The following is a 19250-nucleotide window of genomic DNA, read 5'->3' on the forward strand; positions in this document are numbered from 1 at the left end:
CTAAATGTGCTTGATAAAACGCTTCTGCATTTTATCGGAGTGATAGCCATTCTTTTCGTAGAAAAGATGGGCTTGGAGACGACTTTCAGCAGAATTGAGGCGAATAAAATGGTAGCCCTCTTTCTGTGAAATTTGCTCAACAGCTAGTCCGAGAATATTGAGGCCTGTATCTGAATAGAGACTTTCATAGACTTGTGCGTGAATGTAGCCTTGCACTGCGCCACTTATGTCATCTATATAGGCCAATAAGATATGCCCCAATGTACTCGTGCATCTAAAAAACTGTCGCTCAGTTTGTTCCAATGAACAATCATACCCTAAGGATTGAGCATTGATTTCTCGGATGACTACCAAGTCACCTTTCTCAATGGGACGAATCATAACACTACCTCAAATTCTATTTCGGGAATGGCTTTCTGAATCTCTTCGCGGCTGATAGCACCTTGGCGCAAAATTCGCGCTTTCTGTCCAGAAAGGTCCAAAATCGTTGAATCAATACCTGTCAGAGCTTGGTCATCCTCAATGCCAGGCAAATCAACTGAAAATTGTGCCTGGATGTCCGAAAACTTCTTGCCACTTTCATTTCCTGAAATATTGGCGGATGGTCCAATAAGTGGTCCAGTCTCCGAAATCAAACGTAAGGTTTGTTCGTGATTGGGAAGACGAAATCCAACAGTATCCAGACCAGAATTAACCCAAAAAGGAACTTTATCGTTCGCTTTCAGGATGATCGTTAGTGGTCCTGGCATAAATCTATTATACAGTTTCTCCAGAAAAAATGGTGTATTTTGACTGAAAAAATAAATATCGTTCAGATTTGAGACATTTAAGTTCATTGCCTTGTCCCTAGGGCGCTGTTTCAACTGATAGACGCGATTGACTGCATCTTCATTCAAGGCTTGGGCAAAAAGCCCATAGACTGTTTCAGTTGGAAGGATAACAGCACCACCATTTTCAAGAATTGTTCGGAGTTTATCCATTGTCATCCGCTACGACCTTTCTATCCTGTCCAAATTGGTCTTTGAGGACTCGAATTCGCTTTTTGGGGAAATGCAGAGCGAGTAAGTCAGTTAGGTCTTGCCCTTGCTTGTAGCCAATTTCAAAGTAGAGTTTTCCATCCTCTTTCAAAAAGGTCCCTGCTTGCTCCGCAATTTGTCTGTAAATAGCCATGCCATCTTCTTCCGCAAATAAGGCCAGATGTGGCTCAGAAGTCAATACATTGAGTCCAACTTCGTCTGTGTCATCTGGCGAGATGTAGGGAGGATTGGAAACGATGATGTCAAATTGCCCTGTCACAGCTTGCAAGACATCCGATTCCAGAAAGTGAACAGAGACTTGGTTGGTTCTTGCATTTTCCTTAGCCACTGCTAGGGCATCCTTTGAAATATCAACCGCAACCACTTCCCAATCAGGTCTAGCTTTTGCAAGGGAAATAGCTATAGCACCGCTTCCTGTACCGATGTCTAAGATACGCAAACCTGCTCCGCTATTTTCCTGCAAAATCAAATCAACTAATTCTTCCGTTTCAGGTCTTGGAATCAAGACTCGCTCATCCACCGCAAACTCCAAGCCATAAAAATCAGCCTTGCCGATAATGTACTGGGCAGGTCGGTGCTGGGAAAGTTGCTGAAAAATCGCATCAATCTCTTCTTTGTTAGTCGGTGTAACTTCCTGACGGAGCAGGAGGAGAAATTCCGTAAAGTTCAATCCCTTTAAGCCACGAAAGGTGAAGGACAGGGATTCTGCCTCTTCACCAATTGCGACTAATTGTTCTTCGTATGCTGCAAATAATTGAGCGTAATTCATTATTTGTTAAGCTCTTCTAGTTTTTGCGTCTGATCGTAAAGTACAAGAGCATCTACGACTTCGTCCATCTTACCTGACAAGATAGTATCCAGCTTTTGCAAGGTCAAGCCGATACGGTGATCTGTCACACGGTTTTGTGGGAAGTTGTAAGTACGGATACGCTCTGAACGATCACCAGTACCAATGGTTGATTTACGCTCTGCATCCTGCTCATCTTGGGCAATCTGTGCAAAGTGGTCTGCAACACGGGCACGGATGATCTTCATGGCCTTTTCACGGTTTTTCTGCTGGGTCCGTTCTTCCTGCATCTCTACTTTGATGTTGGTTGGCAAGTGAACGATACGCACGGCAGTCGCAACCTTGTTGACGTTCTGTCCACCAGCACCAGATGCGTGGTAAATATCGACACGAAGATCTTTTGGATCGATGTCGTATTCCACTTCTTCAACTTCTGGCATGATGAGAACGGTTGCTGTTGAGGTGTGGACACGACCTTGGCTTTCTGTCACAGGGACACGTTGGACACGGTGAGCTCCTGATTCATACTTGAGTTTTGAATAAACGGATTGACCAGAGACCATGGCAACCACTTCCTTGATACCGCCGACACCATTGTAAGAAGCCTCCATGACTTCAAAACGCCAGCCTTGACCTTCTGCATACTTTTGATACATGGTCAAAAGGTCTCCAGCAAAGAGGGCGGCTTCATCACCACCTGCAGCACCACGGATTTCCAAGATGATGTTTTTGTCATCGTTAGGGTCTTTTGGTAAAAGAAGGATTTTCAGCTTTTCTTCGTAAGCCTCTTTGTCAGCTTTAGCTTGTTTGAGTTCTTCCTTAGCCATTTCCTCCAAGTCAGCATCACCAGAAGATTCTTTAATCATCTCTTCTGCATCGACAATGTTTTGAAGTACAGTCTTATATTCGCGGTAGGCTGTTACTGTATCACGAGTTGCAGCCTCTTCCTTAGACAACTCCATAAAACGCTTGGTATCGCTGACTACATCTGGGTCAGACAACAATTCACCAAGTTCCTCATAACGGTCTTCCACCGCTTGTAATTGATCATAGATGTTCATAAAATTAAGATACAAAGCCCGTTAAGCAAGCACAGTCAAAATAGGAATTTTGACCAAGTGTTACAAACACTTGGAGAAATTATCTTTTTGACACAGCTTGTAGGGCGTGTTCATTTCCTTTCTGTAATATGTAGGTCATGAAAATTGGCACAGAGTCATAGGCAAATTCAGTTCTATATAGATGCTCGGTTTACAGCCGCTTCTCATTTCATTTTCAAAAATTAGGGTAAATCTTTAATTTCTGGTGAAAAATAATGTTTGCGACAGACAGGAATGTAGGTTTCATTGCCACCAATTTGGATTTGTTCTCCTTCATAAGTGGGTTTTCCATCCTGCGTTCTTAAAACCATTGTCGCTTTTTTAGAACAATATTGGCAGATTGTTTTGATTTCATCTAATTTATCAGCCAATAAGAGCAAATGTTGGGAACCTTCAAACAGTTCATTTCGGAAATCATTTTTAAGACCGAAAGCCATAACGGGTACATCTAATTCATCGACTACGCGAGCAAGTGCGTAGACATGATGACGTCGAAGAAATTGTGCTTCATCAATGAGAACACAGTAAGGACGTGGTTCCATTTTTTCAATAAAACCAAAGATATCCATATCATCGTCAATCGCCACTGCATCTCTTCTCATGCCTATACGACTGGATACAACACCAAAGGCATCACGAGTATCAAGTGCAGATGTCATGATAACAACAGGTTTTCCTTGTTCTTCATAGTTGTGGGCAACCTTCAAAATCTCAATGGTTTTTCCTGAGTTCATTGTCCCATATTTATAATATAATTGAGCCACTTTTCTCTTTCCAATCTTAAATTTTCACTCCTTCCATTTTATCATAAAATGGTCCTTATGGAAATAGAAAAACAAGCCCGTTTTGAGCTTGTTTGATATTAAGACCAGGGGAATGATAAGAAATTTCCGACACACTCAAAAATGATTTTAGCTGCCGTTGGTTTCCACTTGTAGAGCATAACACAACCATATATTAGGCTGTAAAAAGAAAATGCAAGAAACAAAGGTCCTTCCCATATACTCTTGGCAAAAACAGTTGCTACTAGATACAAACATAATCCAGCGAGTAGGAACGATAAAATCATACGGTATTTATAGGCCATGAGTAATCCCTCCTTTAAGGATAGTATAGCAAACGATGTAAACGCTGTCAATGTTTTTCTTACTCACACCCAACTCCATCTCCATCACGGTCTAAATGACTACCGTAACCTGGTTCTCCACGATAGATTGGTGCAGCTCCTGCTTGTCTAACTGCCTTACAATTTGGATAATATGTGTTTTGAGATGGTGTAGCAGCAAATTGCTGAACTTGGCTTTCTGCTTCTGCAACTTTTTGCGCTTCGGCGGCGAGACGTTCTTCCTCCTCTTTACGTGCTTTCTCAGCAATGGCTTTTTCAGCATTCCAATATTTGATAATGACTTTGCTATCTTTTTTGATGACCTTATCATTCATCTCGTTAAAAGATTTTCCATCAATCTCGACCGCAATGATTTGTCCATTTTTAGCAATTTCATTGGTCTCTGTTGCTACTTCAGATACTTGAGAAAAACCACCGTCAGTAAACAATTTTTTAGTATCTGCAGCTGTTTTTGTTGAAATGGATGATGGCAGTTCAGCGAAGCTAGAGAAATCGTAGTAGGTGATTACAATGGGGGGTGATTTTTTGCTGATAATCTCCTGTTTGGTGGGCAATTGAAGCTCTGCGCCAGCTAGACTAATTTTTTGAATTTTTTCGTGCTTTGCTTTATCCTTGTCCGCAACAGCAGTCCACTTGATGTCTGTAAATCCTGCTGTTTTTAGCTGTTTTTCGAGCTCTGGCTTTGTTTTAGCCTCTGCTAGATTTTCTGGTAGTTTGATGTTATCTTTGCTAACGTCAAAATAGGTTAATGTAACAGGGAGACTAGTAGAGTAAAAATGATTGGATTGATAGGTGTGATTTCCGATTTGAAGGCGATCAATCTTATCTTTTTTGTCTGCATTGCCTTCTTCTACTAGCAGAACAGGAGTTAGTTCGACTTGTTTAAAACCTGAATCTTTCAGCTCTTTCTCGACATCTGCTAAATTTTTAGAAGCTGGTAGGTTGAATTCAACGGCATCTTTTTTGGGAACATGGTAGGAGATTGTAATTGGGATATTTTTTAAAGCCCGTCCTTCCTTCCAATCTTCTCCGTCAACAGAGACGAGTTCGACAAGATCGCTTTCTCCCCTATTTTTCCAAATTCTAAATCAGTAATTTCCACCCCCTGAATATTTTTAAAACCTGCTTCCTGAAGATGTTTTACGACTGTTACATACTGTTGTCCATAAAGGTCATCTTTTTTCGGAAGCTCAGCAGTCATTAATTGTGAACCGATAAATGTTGTAAGTAGGACACCACCAGTTATTCCTGCTGTTTTCCCATTAAGAAACTTTCTAGATTTTTTTATTGACGTTTCGCTAACTATCTGAGTTGCTTTTTTCTTAAACATAAATCATTCTCCTTATTGTTAATCGCGATATTATTATAAAAAAATATAAATATATTTTGCAATACATTATGAAAATATCCTTGGAGAATCATAAAAACTATGGTACAATAAACGAAAAATAAAGGAGGAAATATATGCCGTTTGTACGTATTGATTTGTTTGAAGGACGCACGGAGGAACAAAAGATTGCCCTTGCGCGTGAAGTAACAGAGGTTGTATCTCGTAATACTAATGCGCCAAAAGAAGCCATTCATGTTTTCATCAATGATATGCCTGAGGGGACTTACTACCCACAAGGTGAAATGAAACGTAAATAAGAGAAAACACTCTTGCAACAAAATGCAGGAGTGTTTCTTTGTATCAAGTTTATTTCTTATCGTCTTCATCCATGCTGAGAACGCTGAGGAAGGCTTCTTGAGGTACTTCGACAGAGCCGATGGCTTTCATCCGTTTCTTACCAGCTTTTTGTTTTTCTAGGAGTTTGCGTTTACGGGAAACGTCACCACCATAACACTTGGCCAAAACGTTTTTGCGAAGGGCCTTGATGTCGCTACGGGCAACGATTTTCTGACCGATAGCAGCTTGGATTGGTACTTCAAACTGTTGACGAGGAATGATTTTCTTGAGTTTGTCCACGATGATTTTCCCACGTTCATAGGCAAATTCCTTGTGGACGATAAAGCTGAGAGCATCGACCTTATCCCCATTAAGGAGAATATCCATTTTCACCAACTTGGATGAACGATATTCAGAAATCTCATAGTCGAAGCTGGCATAACCACGAGTGGATGACTTAAGCTTGTCAAAGAAGTCGAAGACAATCTCCGCAAGTGGAATTTGGTAGATGACATTGACACGGTTATCATCGATATAATCCATAGTCACAAAGTCACCACGTTTCCGCTGAGCCAATTCCATGACTGCACCGACGTATTCCTGCGGTACCATGATTTGTGCCTTAACATATGGTTCTTCGATAGTTGCAATCTTGGTTGGGTCTGGGAATTCGGACGGGTTGGCTACATCAATCATTTCACCGTCCGTCATGTTGACATGGTAGACTACCGACGGTGCTGTCATGATGAGGTCAATGTTAAATTCGCGCTCAATCCGTTCTTGAATAACATCCATGTGCAAGAGACCTAAGAAGCCACAACGGAAACCAAAGCCGAGGGCCTGCGATGTTTCAGGTTCAAACTGCAAGCTGGCATCGTTGAGCTGGAGCTTTTCCAAGGCTTCACGAAGGTCGTTGTACTTGTTGGAATCAATTGGATAGATACCTGCAAAGACCATTGGGTTCATCTGTTTGTAGCCTGAGAGTGGCTCACTGGCTGGATTATCCGCTAAGGTTACTGTATCACCGACACGAGTATCAGCCACAGTCTTGATAGAAGCTGCGATATAGCCAACATCTCCAACTGCTAGGAAATCACGACCAATGGCTTTTGGTGTGAAAATTCCGACTTCTGTTACATCAAAGGTCTTGCCGTTGCTCATCATCTGGATGGTATCACCTGGCTTAACGACACCATTGACGATACGAACTTGGAGGATAACCCCACGATAAGGGTCATAGACAGAGTCAAAAATCAATGCTTGCAATGGAGCAGCCACATCACCAGTCGGTGCTGGAACCTTCTCGACAATCTGCTCCAAGATCTCCTCGATACCAATACCTGCCTTAGCTGATGTTGGCACTGCTTCTGAAGCATCCAAACCAATCACATCTTCGATTTCTTGACGAACACGCTCTGGGTCTGCTGCTGGCAGGTCAATCTTGTTAATGATAGGCAGGATTTCCAAATCATTGTCCAAGGCTAGATAAACGTTAGCCAAGGTCTGTGCTTCAATCCCTTGAGCAGCATCCACCACCAGAATCGCACCCTCACAGGCCGCAAGAGAACGCGATACTTCATAGGTAAAGTCCACGTGTCCTGGTGTGTCAATCAAGTGGAAAATGTATGTCTCTCCATCTTTAGCTGTATAGTTGAGTTCGATAGCATTCAATTTAATGGTGATACCACGCTCACGCTCCAAATCCATACTATCCAGCAACTGAGCTTGCATTTCACGGCTGGAAACTGTTTCTGTCTTCTCAAGAATACGGTCAGCCAAGGTTGATTTACCATGGTCGATGTGGGCAATAATGGAGAAATTACGAATTTTCTCCTGTCGTTTTTTCAAATCTTCTAAATTCATGTTTCTTCCTCTACAAGGGTATTACTCTTTATTATATCAGAAATACCAAGAACTTGCCATAAGAAAAACGGGAGTGGGAAAGAACTCCTGCATTCATAGAAGAGTTCGTCTTCCCACCCCCGCACAGTTGATTAGGACAGATTTGGAGTGTGAAACACGAACAAATCTGCCAATCAACCACTGCGCTGAGATGTTGACACAAACTTTGAGTAGGATTGCTGTGGTTGAACTGCTCTGCTATTTTCCCAGCCAAAGACCGATCTCTCGTTCGGCTGCTTCTGCACTATCTGAGCCATGAACGACATTTGCCACAATTCCCTCAACGGGCGCTGTCGCAAAATCTCCACGAATAGTCCCAGGTAAGGCGTTTACTGGATTGGTAGCTCCCATCATATCTCGCCAAGATTTGATAACTTCTGGCCCTTCTATAATGCCAGCTATCATCGGCCCGCTCGTCATATATTGTACTAATTGCGGGAAGAAAGGTTTATCTGTCAAATGATCATAATGTTGACTGATTACCTCTTCTGTCGCTGTAACCATTTTTAAATCTCGGATTTGAAATCCCCTGCGTTCGATACGTGAAAGAATTTGTCCCGCAAGTCCACGCTTAAGAGCATCTGGTTTGATGATGAAGAAAGTACGTTCCATGATTTTTCTCCTGAACTGTTTATTAGATGTTGCTTAAGATAGCATCCCATGCCTGATCGTATCCGTGACGAGTCTCAGAAGAAAAGATAACGAATTGATCATTTTTATCAAAATCCAATTTCTTTTTAATCATCGATTCGTGCTTATTCCACTTTCCTCGTGGGATTTTATCAGCCTTCGTTGCCACAATAATAACAGGAATTTCATAATATTTCAAGAAATCATACATTTGAACATCATCTGCTGATGGCTCATGACGCATGTCTACTAAACTCACCACAACACGTAGATTTTCTCGTGTCGTCAAATACTCTTCGATCATTTTGCCCCACTTAGCACGCTCAGTTTTGGATACTTTAGCATAGCCATAACCTGGAACATCTACGAATCGAATTTTATCATCTATATTATAAAAATTGAGTTGTTGAGTCTTTCCTGGTTTTCCTGACGTACGTGCAAGATTTTTTCTTCCTAGAAGAGTATTGATAAATGAGGACTTTCCAACGTTAGATCGCCCGGCAAGGGCAATTTCTGGAATGTCATCGCCCGGATACTGGGCTTTTGAAACAGCACTGAGCAAAATCTCAGCATTATGTGTGTTGATTTCCATTTTATACCTTTCATAAATAAGGGTAGAAAACAATCAGTTTCCACCCTTTATTTTTTTATGCAGTTTCTAGTAAAGGCTTTTCCTTACCGTCTACTGCTGCTTTTGTTACACGAACACGTTTAACGTTATCTTGGCCTGGCACCTCAAACATGACATCCAACATCGTTTCTTCAATGATGGAGCGAAGTCCACGAGCACCAGTCTTACGTTCAATTGCTTTTTCTGCAATTGCTAACAAGGCGTCCTCATCAAAGTCAAGCTCCACGTCATCATAAGACAAGAGTGTCTGGTATTGTTTTACAAGAGCATTCTTCGGTTCCGTCAAAATGCGTACCAAATCCTCTGTTGTCAATTGGTCCAAAGCTGCGAATACAGGCAAGCGACCAATCAACTCTGGAATGATACCGAATTTTTGAATATCGTCTGCAATGATATGTTGCATGTATGATTCTTTTTCATCAATAGCACGATTATTATGACCAAAACCGATGATTTTTTCACCGAGACGCTGTTTGACGATTTCTTCGATACCATCAAATGCACCGCCAACGATAAACAGGATATTTTTGGTGTCCACGTGAATCATTTCTTGGTTTGGATGTTTGCGTCCGCCTTGTGGTGGTACGCTGGCCACAGTTCCCTCGATAATTTTTAGGAGAGCTTGCTGGACACCTTCACCAGATACATCGCGGGTAATGGACACATTTTCACCTTTTTTGGCAATTTTATCAATTTCATCCACATAGATAATTCCTCTTTCTGCACGGTCGATGTTAAAGTCTGCAGCCTGCAAAAGTTTGAGGAGGATATTTTCTACGTCTTCACCAACATAACCCGCCTCAGTAAGAGCGGTCGCATCAGCAATAGCAAACGGGACATTCAAACTTTTAGCCAAGGTCTGAGCTAGGAAGGTTTTTCCTGAACCAGTTGGGCCAATCATAAGGATATTTGATTTTTGCAAATCAACATCGTTCTCATCACGGCTATCCTGGAAATTGATACGTTTGTAGTGGTTGTAAACGGCTACTGCTAAAGCACGTTTTGCACGATCCTGTCCGATGACGTAGTTGTTCAGGATATTGAGTAATTCTTGTGGCTTTGGCGTATCGGCTAAGTCTGTCAAAACTTCTTCTGCCAGTTCCTCACGAATGATTTCCTGTGCTAGTTCCACGCATTCATTACAAATGAAGACATTGTTCCCAGCGATAATTTTTTTAACTTCTTCTTGATTTTTTCCGCAAAATGAGCAATAGATTAGCTCATGTGTATGCTTAACAGCCATGTGTTTCCTCTTTCATATCTCTTATCTAAATAAAAATCCATAAATGGCATGAATACTATTGACCAGATTGGTAAAAGCATTCAGTAAAAATAAAATTGCTAAACCAAAACGTTTCTTCCGAAAGGCTTGAATCGCACAAAGAACACAAATCCCACAGAGAAATGCTGTAAATAAACCGAATAAACTTCTCTCCATGCCTAACCATCTCTTCTTTCATAGGTTTTTATTGTAAAATCATACGGGTTTTTCTCGTCTTTTGGACGTAAATTGGCGCTTTGTAGCTGAAATTTCTCCATAGGAAATGCTTTCGGAAAATACACATCGCCATTAAATTGACCGTGAATATCTGTCACTATTAATGTTTCGATGTAAGGTGCAAAGGCAGTAAAAATTTGTCCCCCACCAAGCACAAATAGTGTCTGCTCCTGTTTGTTATACCAATCTAGGACATCTTCCACACTGTGTAAAATGGTAACACGTTCACTCTCTAGTTGATAGGTTTTATCCGTTGTCAAAACAATGGTGTGACGATTGGGAAGAGCACGTTTCCCCATGCCGTCGAAGGTTATACGTCCCATCACCATCGTGTGACCTGTTGTCGTTTCTTTGAAATGAGCAAAATCAGCAGGCAATAACCAAGGCAGTTTATCACCTTTCCCAATCAATCCATTTTCATCTTGAGCCCAAATAGCAACAATCTTTTTAGTCATTTTCTCTCACTTTCCGTCCTATCATTCTATCAAAAAAACATGAAAAATGCACTTACCAAGTAGGGCTAGTGCATTTTTTTATCATATTGAAACTATCATCGACTCCTCAGAGATAGGGAAGATTCCGAGATTCGTAGAATGTGAATCTCGCTGGTGCTGGCATGCCCCCCTCATCTTAAATCGCCAAGTCAAATTTGAGTTGCGGCTTAACTGGCTTCGAAAGTCTGAGTATAGACTGTTGAAGGTTGGAAGTGAAACAGGTCGGGGAACTGTTTCAGCCCGAGCCTAAAAATAAAGAAGCGAGGTAAAAGAACGAAGTTCTTCACTGCTAATCCAGTTAAATTGCTAAGTCGAATTTTAACTGCGGCTTAACCGGCTCATAGTCCACCAACTCAAAATCTTCTGATTTAATATCAAAAAAGTTTGTTCCGTCTGGGACGTTCAAGACTAAACGAGGCTCTACTTCAGATGGTGTACGGCGGAGCAATTCTTCAGCTTGTTCAAACTGATTGTCATAGATGTGAAGATTGTTGATGAAATAGAAAAACTTCCCAACCTTCCAGCTAAAATGTTTAGCAATCATCATCTGAAGGGCTACATACTGCATAGCGTTGATATGATGGGCTACTAGCATATCATTTGACCGCTGAGTTAGAGTTGCATCCAGGTAAATCTCCCCATCCACTCGTCGAACGTCAAACATAGTCTGAAAGGCACATGGCAAGAGACCAGCAGATTGGTCAAAGGCTTCATAATCCCACAAAGAAATCACATTGCGGCGATTCCATGGATTTTCCTCCAATTGTTTGAGAATCTTGGAAATGATGTCATGTTTTTTCACAATAGCACCGTAACGTTCACCGATTGTGCCAGTTCCCTCAACTTCCCAATCATTCCAATACTGGACACCGTATTTTTCCTGTAAAACCGACAAATCATTGGTCTGGTCTTGGTAAATCCAGAGAATTTCTTTGATGGCCGACTTAATTGGAATAGGTCTAAGTGTTGTAATAGGAAACTCGCCCTTAGACAAATCATATTCAGCAAAGGCACCTGTAACGTACTTGGAATTAGCTACATTTCCATCCTTGTAACGTGGGCGAGCATTTTCTGAAAAAACGCCCTCTTCCATAATCTTACGAATGTTTTCTTTAAAAATAATATCTGCTTTAGTCATGAGTTTAGTATAGCATGTTCTGAGAAAAAACTCCAGTTTGCACTGGAGTTCTCATTTATATAGCAAGGGGTAGAGGTTGAGCTGAAACAGACCAGAAAGGGCAGTTACTAGGCTGAACAATATAAAATACAAGGCAACCAAGAGAACACTCAACAATATCTGACGAACATTTTTAGTGTAAATAGCCGTTGGTAAACTAGCGAGACCGAAAAAGGGAATGATGAAAAATGTTAGTTTAAAATTCACATTTACAATATCAAACCATTGGCCTATTGGTAAAAATAGCATGACGATGAGAAAAATTGCGATACCATATAAAACTAGATTTAATCTTTTTAGTAAAGTCAGGTTCATAACCACTCCTTCTAGGGACCAAATATAAAGTAGCCAATACCGAATATCAGAGGAAATGAGATAATTAAAAAGATACTAATCAAACCAGTCCACAATTTTTTATAATAGATAGATAGTATAAGAATTAGAGCCCCCAGTAGAGGGAGAATCAACATGGTTGCTACGTTTCCCCAGCTAGACGGGAAAAACCAGTCACGAATCAAGTTATCAAGGAAAAAGGCAGATAACAAAATCAATAAACCAAGAATGGTCAGATAGTTGATTATTTTAGACATGTTTACCTGTTTCATAAGGTGCCACTCCTTTCTCTTTACACTTTCATTGTACGCTTAAATACTACATTTTTCAATATATGTATATAAAGAAATTGTGACGGCGGATTTTAAAAAAGCAGAGGGAACTCTGCTTTGAACGATTATTTCAAGACGAGTGATGCTGCGCCCAATACACCTGCATCATTACCACGTGTTGCCAAGACAATTTGTGTACTTTCCTTGATTTGTGGGAAGCTATTTTCAGCAAAGACCTTGCGAACACCATCCAATAAAAACTCTCCTGCAGCTGATACACCGCCACCCAGAACGATGTAGGCAGGATTGAGGACTGCAGCAATGTTTGCACAAGCAACACCTAGGTATTCTGAGAAGTGACGGTAGACAATCAAAGCCAAATCATCGCCTTCTTTTGCCAAATCAAAGACATCCTTAGCCGTTACATCTTGACCATCGTCAATCATTTGTTTCAGTTTTGCATCGCCAGCGTATTGATCAGCATAGCGACGGCTGAGATTGACAATACCTGTTGCTGAAGCCACAGTTTCCAAGCACCCTTTTTTACCACAAGTACATGCAAATGGCTCATCAAAGTCAACTGTGATATGGCCCAATTCACCACCAGCACCTTTGATCCCACGAATCAAGTTTCCAGCAGCGATGACACCACCGCCGACACCTGTACCAAGCGTCATAAAGACAACGTTTGGATTGTTGTTTCCAGCACCAACCCATTGCTCACCAAGGGCCGCTACGTTTGCATCATTGTCGATAAAGAATGGCAAACCAAGGGCAGATTCAAACTGCTCTTTAACCAATTGCAAGGTTTTCCAGTTGAGGTTATAGGCACCGATAACAGTACCAGCTTCGCTATCAACGACACCTGGAGACCCCATACCAACACCCAAGAAATCATCCTTTGTCAAACCATGTGTTTCAAATCGATGCTTGATACTGTCAATAATATCAGGAACAATGTGACTTCCATCATCCAAAATATTTGTCTTGATAGACCATTTTTCTTGAATTTCTCCCTCAGTAGTCAAAATGGCCAATTTAACAGATGTACCACCCAAGTCAATACCGATAATTTTTTTAGACATAATCATCACCTCAAATGTATTTTCTTTATTATAACACAATGCAAAGGTTTGCGTAAAGCCTTTTCAAAAATTTGTACGGATAAAAATAAACTGCTCTATCGAAAGAGATAGAGCAAAATTAAAAATTGAATATGTAAGATAAACCTTCCAACGGAAAAGAGCATAACTGTTGTAAAATTACTACCTTCTTTCGTTCCATTATAGAGAAAAAGAGTAGAAATAAAGGTAAATCCTAGAGCAAACCCCACCATCTGCAAGTCGTGATAAGACTGACTATAAAAATAAAGCGTGACAGCCAGCAAGAGCATGGATAAGACCGTTAACACCAAGCGCAATGTATTCATTTTTTTGGTCTTTAAATAGCTAAACAAAGCCGCTCCCAAGGTCACCAAGAGATAGATGACCATATATGACATGACAAGAACTTTCATCTAGCCCTCCAACTCGCTCAGATACTCATACCGCTCATATTTTTCCAAGAGCAGGTCGTTTTTCTCATCCAATTCCTTCTGCAAATCGGACAATTTTGTAAAATCACTGCCACAGGTCAGCATTTCCGCCTCGATTTTCGCAATCCGCTCCTCCAAGCCAGCAATATCCTCTTCGATGGTTGCCCATTCCTGCTTCTCAAAGTAGGACATCCGCTTCTTGTTCTCTTTGACCTTTTCGCTTTTCTCCTTTGGTTTTTCCAGGGAAATGGCAGAGCTGGAAGCCAGAAAGGCCTTCTCATCCAGATAGTCTGTGTAGTTGCCAAAGAAGGTCTCAATACCGTTATCTTCGAAAGCCAAGATTTTATTGGCTACCTTGTCCAGGAAATAACGATCGTGACTAACGGTAATGACTGGACCAGTAAAGCCCTGCAAGAAATGTTCCAAGACTGTCAGAGTCGCTATGTCCAAGTCGTTGGTCGGCTCATCTAGTAAGAGAACATTGGGCCGTTGCAAAAGAATCTTAAGTAAATAAAGTCGCTTCTTCTCCCCACCTGATAACTTTTCAATCAAGGTACCGTGGGTATTACGTGGGAAGAGGAATTGCTCCAAGAGTTCTGCAATAGAAACCATACCAGATGTCGTCTGAGCTTCTTCTGCCACTTCCTGCAAGAAATTGATGACCCGCTTGCTTTCGTCCAAGCCCTTGATGGTCTGAGAAAAATAACCGATACGGATGGTTTCACCAATATCTACCTTACCGCTGTCTGCCTGCAAATCACCTGCGATTAGATTGAGTAAGGTAGATTTTCCTTTACCATTATCACCAACAATACCGATGCGGTCCTTGTTTTGAATGAGCAGGGTAAAGTCCGTTAAAATTGGCTTGTCAGGATAGGAAAAGCTGACATTTTCAAAGTTGATGACTTTTTTACCGATACGAGAGGTTTCAAAATTGATTTCTAGTTCACTATCGTCTATCTTGTTGGCTAAATCGCCTTTGAGGTCATGGAAACGATTGATGCGAGCCTGCTGCTTGGTTGCACGAGCTTGAGGTTGTCTACGCATCCAAGCCAACTCCTGCTTGTAGAGTTGCTCTTTCTTATGGCGAAGGGCTGCATCTCGCTCGTCCTGTTCTGCCTTTAAACGAACATAGTCCTGGTAATTTCCCTGATATTCGGTTAAGCTGGCGCGGTCCAATTCAAAAATCCGTGTCGCCACATTGTCCAAGAAATAGCGATCGTGGGTAATGAAGAGAACGGACTTTTTAGTATTTTTCAAAAAAGTCGTTAACCACTCAATGGTATCAATGTCCAAGTGGTTAGTCGGTTCATCCAGCAAGAGCAAGTCAGCATTGCCAAGGAGAACTTGGGCCAATTGCACTCGCCTACGTAGACCACCTGATAACTCAGCAACAGTTTTGTTGAGGTCTGTCAAGCCTAGTTTTGAAAGAACTGTTTTAACCTGGCTTTCAATCTCCCAAGCATTGAGAGAATCCATCTCTGCCATGACTTTCTCCAGTCTTGCTTGACTGGCTTCATCGTAATGAGATAAGAGCAATTCGTATTCACGAATCAGCTGGGTTTCACGGAGGTCAGATGAAAGAACTGTGTCTAAAACTGTCTTACTGTCATCAAAATCAGGTTCCTGAGTCAGATAGGCGATTTTATAGGCATTTTTAGTGCGAAAAGGCGACACGTCTCCATCAAAACCGATGCGACCTGACAGAACATCCAACAAAGTCGTCTTTCCTGTACCATTGACCCCGATAATCCCGATTCGGTCGCCCTGATGAATGATGAAAGACAGATCAGCAAAGACCGTTTTATCTCCGACAGATTTAGTCAGGTGTTCAACGATAAAATCACTCATTCTCTAAAATTCCTTTCACAAATGTCATAATCGCTTGCTCTTCGTTTTCCAGCTGTCCTTCCACAATCTGGAATTCCACCTCTTTGAGTAGTTCTCCTAATACTGGACCTGGTTTGAGGTCAAATGCCTTCATCAGATGACCACCATTGACAACAATTTCATGCTTGTCATGGATAGTCAAGGCTTGGTCAATCTTGTCAATTGCTGCAAAATCTGTAACAAGACCTTGTGCCTGACGGAGTTCCTCTACCAAGTACAAGAATTCTTTGCCATACTTGAAACAGATTTGCTTGGTAACAGGTCCTGCTTGGCGAAGCTGATAAATCTCTACCAACTTGATTACGCTTCGTTGGAAATCATTGCTGGTTTTCCATTTTTTCAGGAAGGATTTGATGTTATCAATACCTAGGCAGACAAAGAGCATGGCCCAAGCTTGTTCAGAAGTCGAAAAGCGAAATTCTGCTGTTAGGCTTGTTAGCATGGTCTCTAATTCATCACTTTTTCCAGCTAAATCAGGCAAGAAATCATAAGCCTTGGAATTAATCATAGCGCGCAAGCCTTTTCGCCAAAAATCCGCCATCAAAAGTTTATCAAACTCGATAAAACTACGCTCCACGGAGATTTTTTCCAAGAGCGGTGCGGTTTCAACCATAGCTGTAAAGGTCGTCGGCTCAATCTCAAAGTCCAAGGTCGCCGCAAAGCGAAATCCACGCATGATACGGAGGGCATCTTCATTGAAACGCTCAGCCGGGATGCCTACAGCTCGTAGGGTGCGGTTTTCTAAGTCAGTCATCCCATCAAAGAGGTCGACAATCTGAGCCTCTTCATCAAAGGCAAAGGCATTGACCGTGAAGTCGCGGCGTTTGAGATCCTCTTCTAAGGAACGCACAAAAGAAACCTGGCTCGGTCTGCGGAAGTCGACATACTCTTCCTCTGTCCGAAAGGTGGTAATTTCATACTCTTTTTTCCCCTCTAATACTAGCACCGTACCGTGTTCAATTCCGACATCAATAGTCCGTGAAAAGATTTGTTTCGTTTCCTGAGGGTAGCTGGATGTCGCAATATCGACATCATGAATAGGCCTACCGAGAATGGCATCACGAACGGAACCGCCAACGAAATAAGCCTCGTAACCAGCTGCTTTAATTTTCTCTAAAATCGGCAAAGCCTCCTGAAACTCAGAAGGCAGATTGTTTAATTTCATAATAAGTGTTCCAAACCATAAACGAGTTGTGAGCGTTTGACTACCTCTTTAATGCCGAGGTTGACACCGCCCATAAAGGAAATGCGATCGTAAGAATCATGACGAATAGTCAATCCTTCTCCCTGTGCCCCAAAAATCACTTCCTGATGGGCAACAAGGCCTGGCAACCGTACTGAGTGGATACGGAAGCCGTCAAATTCTGCACCGCGAGCACCAGCAATCAGTTCTTCTTCATCCGCTGCACCTTGAGTCTGTGACTGACGGACTTGGGAAATGAGTTCAGCCGTTTTGACAGCTGTTCCGCTCGGTGCATCCTTCTTCTTGTCATGGTGTAGTTCGATGATTTCAAGATTTGGGAAATACTTGGCTGCCTGTGCTGCAAATTGCATGAGCAAGATAGCGCCAATAGCAAAGTTAGGAGCAATCAAGCCACCCAATCCCTTCTCAGCAGACAAGGTGGTTAATTCTTCAATTTCTTCAGGGGTAAATCCTGTCGTTCCAACCACAGGTGCGAAGCCGTTTTCCAAGGCAAAACGGGTGTTTTCATAGGCAAATTTTGGCGTTGTAAAATCCACCCAGACATCAGCGTCTAGGCTGGCAACTTCTTCTTTGGTCTTGAAAACAGGAACACCATCTACTTCTGTTTCTGTCGCAAAGGGATCCACCAAGGCAGCCAGACTAAGTTCTGCGTCACCTTTGACCATCTCAACAGCCGTTGAGCCCATTTTTCCTTTAAATCCTGCGATAATTACCTTAATTGTCATGCAAACTCCTATTCAATAATGGGAGAAATACCAAAGGCTACAGCTCCTTCTCCCAAGTGCGTACCGATGACCGAACCAAATGACACGATTGGTAAATCGCTACCGACACCTGCTTCTTCCAACTGCTGTTTAAAGTTTTCAGCCTTCTGAGGTGCGTTGGCGTGAATAATAGCAATCTGATATTGTCCTTCTATGGTTTGTTCTTGGAGGATTTCCAAGAGTCGCTTAATGGCTTTCTTCTCCGTCCGAACTTTTTCATAAACTTCAATCTTACCCTCACCTGTAAAATACAGAATCGGTTTGATGCTCAAAAGATTGCCAAGCAAGGCTGCACCATTGGACAAGCGACCACCTTTTACCAAATGATTGAGGTCATCAACCATAATAAAGGCAGTTGTTTTGCCAATCTCTTGGTCCAATTTCCCAGTAATCTCTTCAAAACTAAGTCCTGCATCAGCCCATTTAAGGACATTCTCCACCATCATGCCCAAAGGAGCCGATGTGATTTTGGTATCTGGAAAGGCAACTGTCAGACCTTCAAATTCATCAGCCAAATATTGAATATTTTGATAAAAACCTGAAATACCTGATGACAAGAATAAGCCAAGTGCGTGTGTATAACCTTTCTCTGTTAATTTAGCCAGAATTTCTTCTAGTTCCATCAAACTCGGTTGACTTGTTTTAGGTAATTCTTTCGATGAAGCCATTTTTTGATAAAACTCTTCAACCGTCAAATTTTGCCCTTCGATATAATTTTCCCCATCGATGCTGACTGGAATGCTTAGAACAAACAGGTCATCCCGCTCAATACTTTGAACATTCAAAACAGCCGATGAGTCAGTTATAACTGCTAATTTCATATTAAAACTCCAAATTCACTCCTGGTGCATCAAAGGCGATTTCAGTAACCTCATAAGTCATTCGTTTTAAAATGTCCAAAAGAGGCTCTACCAAAACACGTTTTTCTTCATCAGTAAATTCAGTTGGCTCTTCTACCAATCGATTTGATAAGTGAACGGCCTGACTCATGGCACCTGAAATCACAAAATGATCTAGTACAATCATAAAGCGCAAAATGGTAATCATAGATGTTCGATTTTCCGCACGATTTTGCTCAATCAATTGAAAGTCAACTTTCAATTTTGTTTCCGGAATTCCGTTCTCTTTCTCCCACGCGTGATTGCGGGCATCAAAATGATACTGATTGACAAATTCTTTATCGCGAATGATTTCCATTTCAAGAC

At 41.7% G+C, this 19250-nt stretch carries 24 protein-coding genes; 1 reads left to right on the top strand and 23 read right to left on the bottom strand.

All coding sequences use genetic code 11. The features are described 5' to 3' along the window. From ODU34_RS07735 to ODU34_RS07765, 7 genes are all read right to left on the bottom strand, one after another. Window positions 1-381 carry a GNAT family N-acetyltransferase gene (locus tag ODU34_RS07735; RefSeq protein WP_105178826.1) on the bottom strand — a complete coding sequence of 127 codons (381 nt, stop codon included), beginning with the start codon at window positions 379-381 and terminating at the stop codon, window positions 1-3. Next, entirely contained in the window at window positions 378-986 is a 609-nt protein-coding gene (locus tag ODU34_RS07740; protein ID WP_192874220.1) for an L-threonylcarbamoyladenylate synthase, read from the bottom strand. Before ODU34_RS07740 ends, ODU34_RS07735 begins: the two co-directional genes overlap by 4 nt. Then, window positions 973-1806: a peptide chain release factor N(5)-glutamine methyltransferase gene (gene prmC / locus ODU34_RS07745; protein ID WP_105178827.1), complete on the bottom strand. Its 834-nt coding sequence runs from the start codon at window positions 1804-1806 to the stop codon at window positions 973-975. Before prmC ends, ODU34_RS07740 begins: the two co-directional genes overlap by 14 nt. After that, window positions 1806-2885 (bottom strand): peptide chain release factor 1, encoded by a 1080-nt coding sequence (prfA, locus tag ODU34_RS07750; protein WP_015646857.1) that lies wholly within the window; start codon window positions 2883-2885, stop codon window positions 1806-1808. Before prfA ends, prmC begins: the two co-directional genes overlap by 1 nt. A gap of 221 nt (window positions 2886-3106) precedes the next feature. Next, window positions 3107-3688: a thymidine kinase gene (locus ODU34_RS07755; RefSeq protein ID WP_012028098.1), complete on the bottom strand. Its 582-nt coding sequence runs from the start codon at window positions 3686-3688 to the stop codon at window positions 3107-3109. 382 nt (window positions 3689-4070) lie between these two features. Next, complete coding sequence (locus ODU34_RS07760; RefSeq protein ID WP_238145915.1) at window positions 4071-4604, bottom strand: excalibur calcium-binding domain-containing protein; 534 nt, start codon at window positions 4602-4604, stop codon at window positions 4071-4073. 446 nt (window positions 4605-5050) lie between these two features. Continuing rightward, on the bottom strand, window positions 5051-5380 hold the full coding sequence (locus ODU34_RS07765; protein ID WP_238145917.1) for a hypothetical protein: 330 nt from the start codon (window positions 5378-5380) through the stop codon (window positions 5051-5053). Window positions 5381-5514: 134 nt separating this feature from the next. Between ODU34_RS07765 and ODU34_RS07770 the strand changes: the two genes are divergently transcribed. Next, complete coding sequence (locus ODU34_RS07770; RefSeq protein ID WP_002934978.1) at window positions 5515-5697, top strand: 4-oxalocrotonate tautomerase; 183 nt, start codon at window positions 5515-5517, stop codon at window positions 5695-5697. Window positions 5698-5746: 49 nt separating this feature from the next. Here the strand turns inward: ODU34_RS07770 and lepA are convergent, their stop codons facing one another. The 16 genes from lepA to ODU34_RS07850 form a co-directional block, all read right to left on the bottom strand. Next, window positions 5747-7579, bottom strand: coding sequence for a translation elongation factor 4 (lepA, locus tag ODU34_RS07775; RefSeq protein WP_105178828.1), 1833 nt, complete (start codon window positions 7577-7579; stop codon window positions 5747-5749). 237 nt (window positions 7580-7816) lie between these two features. Further along, window positions 7817-8230 (bottom strand): nucleoside-diphosphate kinase, encoded by a 414-nt coding sequence (ndk, locus tag ODU34_RS07780; protein ID WP_105136110.1) that lies wholly within the window; start codon window positions 8228-8230, stop codon window positions 7817-7819. 22 nt (window positions 8231-8252) lie between these two features. Then, a complete protein-coding gene (yihA, locus tag ODU34_RS07785) occupies window positions 8253-8840 on the bottom strand; it encodes a ribosome biogenesis GTP-binding protein YihA/YsxC (protein ID WP_014638915.1) in 588 nt (195 codons plus the stop codon). A gap of 55 nt (window positions 8841-8895) precedes the next feature. Beyond that, window positions 8896-10122, bottom strand: a complete 1227-nt coding sequence (gene clpX / locus ODU34_RS07790; protein ID WP_002934974.1) for an ATP-dependent Clp protease ATP-binding subunit ClpX — start codon at window positions 10120-10122, stop codon at window positions 8896-8898. 21 nt (window positions 10123-10143) lie between these two features. Continuing rightward, window positions 10144-10317, bottom strand: a complete 174-nt coding sequence (locus ODU34_RS07795; protein ID WP_002934972.1) for a hypothetical protein — start codon at window positions 10315-10317, stop codon at window positions 10144-10146. Between the two features lie 2 nt (window positions 10318-10319). Next, entirely contained in the window at window positions 10320-10832 is a 513-nt protein-coding gene (locus ODU34_RS07800; protein WP_398578437.1) for a dihydrofolate reductase, read from the bottom strand. 337 nt (window positions 10833-11169) lie between these two features. Then, window positions 11170-12009: a thymidylate synthase gene (locus ODU34_RS07805; protein ID WP_105136111.1), complete on the bottom strand. Its 840-nt coding sequence runs from the start codon at window positions 12007-12009 to the stop codon at window positions 11170-11172. A 51-nt stretch (window positions 12010-12060) separates the two neighbouring features. Continuing rightward, window positions 12061-12363 (bottom strand): hypothetical protein, encoded by a 303-nt coding sequence (locus ODU34_RS07810; protein WP_024417934.1) that lies wholly within the window; start codon window positions 12361-12363, stop codon window positions 12061-12063. Window positions 12364-12374: 11 nt separating this feature from the next. Further along, window positions 12375-12653, bottom strand: coding sequence for a hypothetical protein (locus tag ODU34_RS07815; RefSeq protein WP_105136112.1), 279 nt, complete (start codon window positions 12651-12653; stop codon window positions 12375-12377). Window positions 12654-12778: 125 nt separating this feature from the next. Continuing rightward, a complete protein-coding gene (locus ODU34_RS07820; RefSeq protein WP_029179049.1) occupies window positions 12779-13738 on the bottom strand; it encodes an ROK family glucokinase in 960 nt (319 codons plus the stop codon). A 95-nt stretch (window positions 13739-13833) separates the two neighbouring features. After that, window positions 13834-14169 (bottom strand): hypothetical protein, encoded by a 336-nt coding sequence (locus ODU34_RS07825; protein WP_275601667.1) that lies wholly within the window; start codon window positions 14167-14169, stop codon window positions 13834-13836. Next, window positions 14170-16038, bottom strand: a complete 1869-nt coding sequence (locus ODU34_RS07830; RefSeq protein WP_398578438.1) for an ABC-F family ATP-binding cassette domain-containing protein — start codon at window positions 16036-16038, stop codon at window positions 14170-14172. Next, window positions 16031-17242 (bottom strand): CCA tRNA nucleotidyltransferase, encoded by a 1212-nt coding sequence (locus tag ODU34_RS07835; protein ID WP_398578439.1) that lies wholly within the window; start codon window positions 17240-17242, stop codon window positions 16031-16033. The genes ODU34_RS07830 and ODU34_RS07835 overlap by 8 nt, the downstream gene beginning before the upstream one ends. Then, entirely contained in the window at window positions 17239-18006 is a 768-nt protein-coding gene (dapB, locus tag ODU34_RS07840; RefSeq protein ID WP_014637960.1) for a 4-hydroxy-tetrahydrodipicolinate reductase, read from the bottom strand. The genes ODU34_RS07835 and dapB overlap by 4 nt, the downstream gene beginning before the upstream one ends. Before the next feature lie 8 nt (window positions 18007-18014). Then, window positions 18015-18866, bottom strand: a complete 852-nt coding sequence (locus tag ODU34_RS07845) for a DegV family protein (protein ID WP_253211506.1) — start codon at window positions 18864-18866, stop codon at window positions 18015-18017. Between the two features lies 1 nt (window position 18867). After that, complete coding sequence (locus ODU34_RS07850) at window positions 18868-19242, bottom strand: DUF1149 family protein (RefSeq protein ID WP_398578440.1); 375 nt, start codon at window positions 19240-19242, stop codon at window positions 18868-18870. Between the last annotated feature and the right edge of the window lie 8 nt (window positions 19243-19250).

This window comes from Streptococcus sp. 2018WUSS126 (assembly GCF_044427425.1).
GTDB classification, from domain to species: domain Bacteria; phylum Bacillota; class Bacilli; order Lactobacillales; family Streptococcaceae; genus Streptococcus; species Streptococcus hashimotonensis.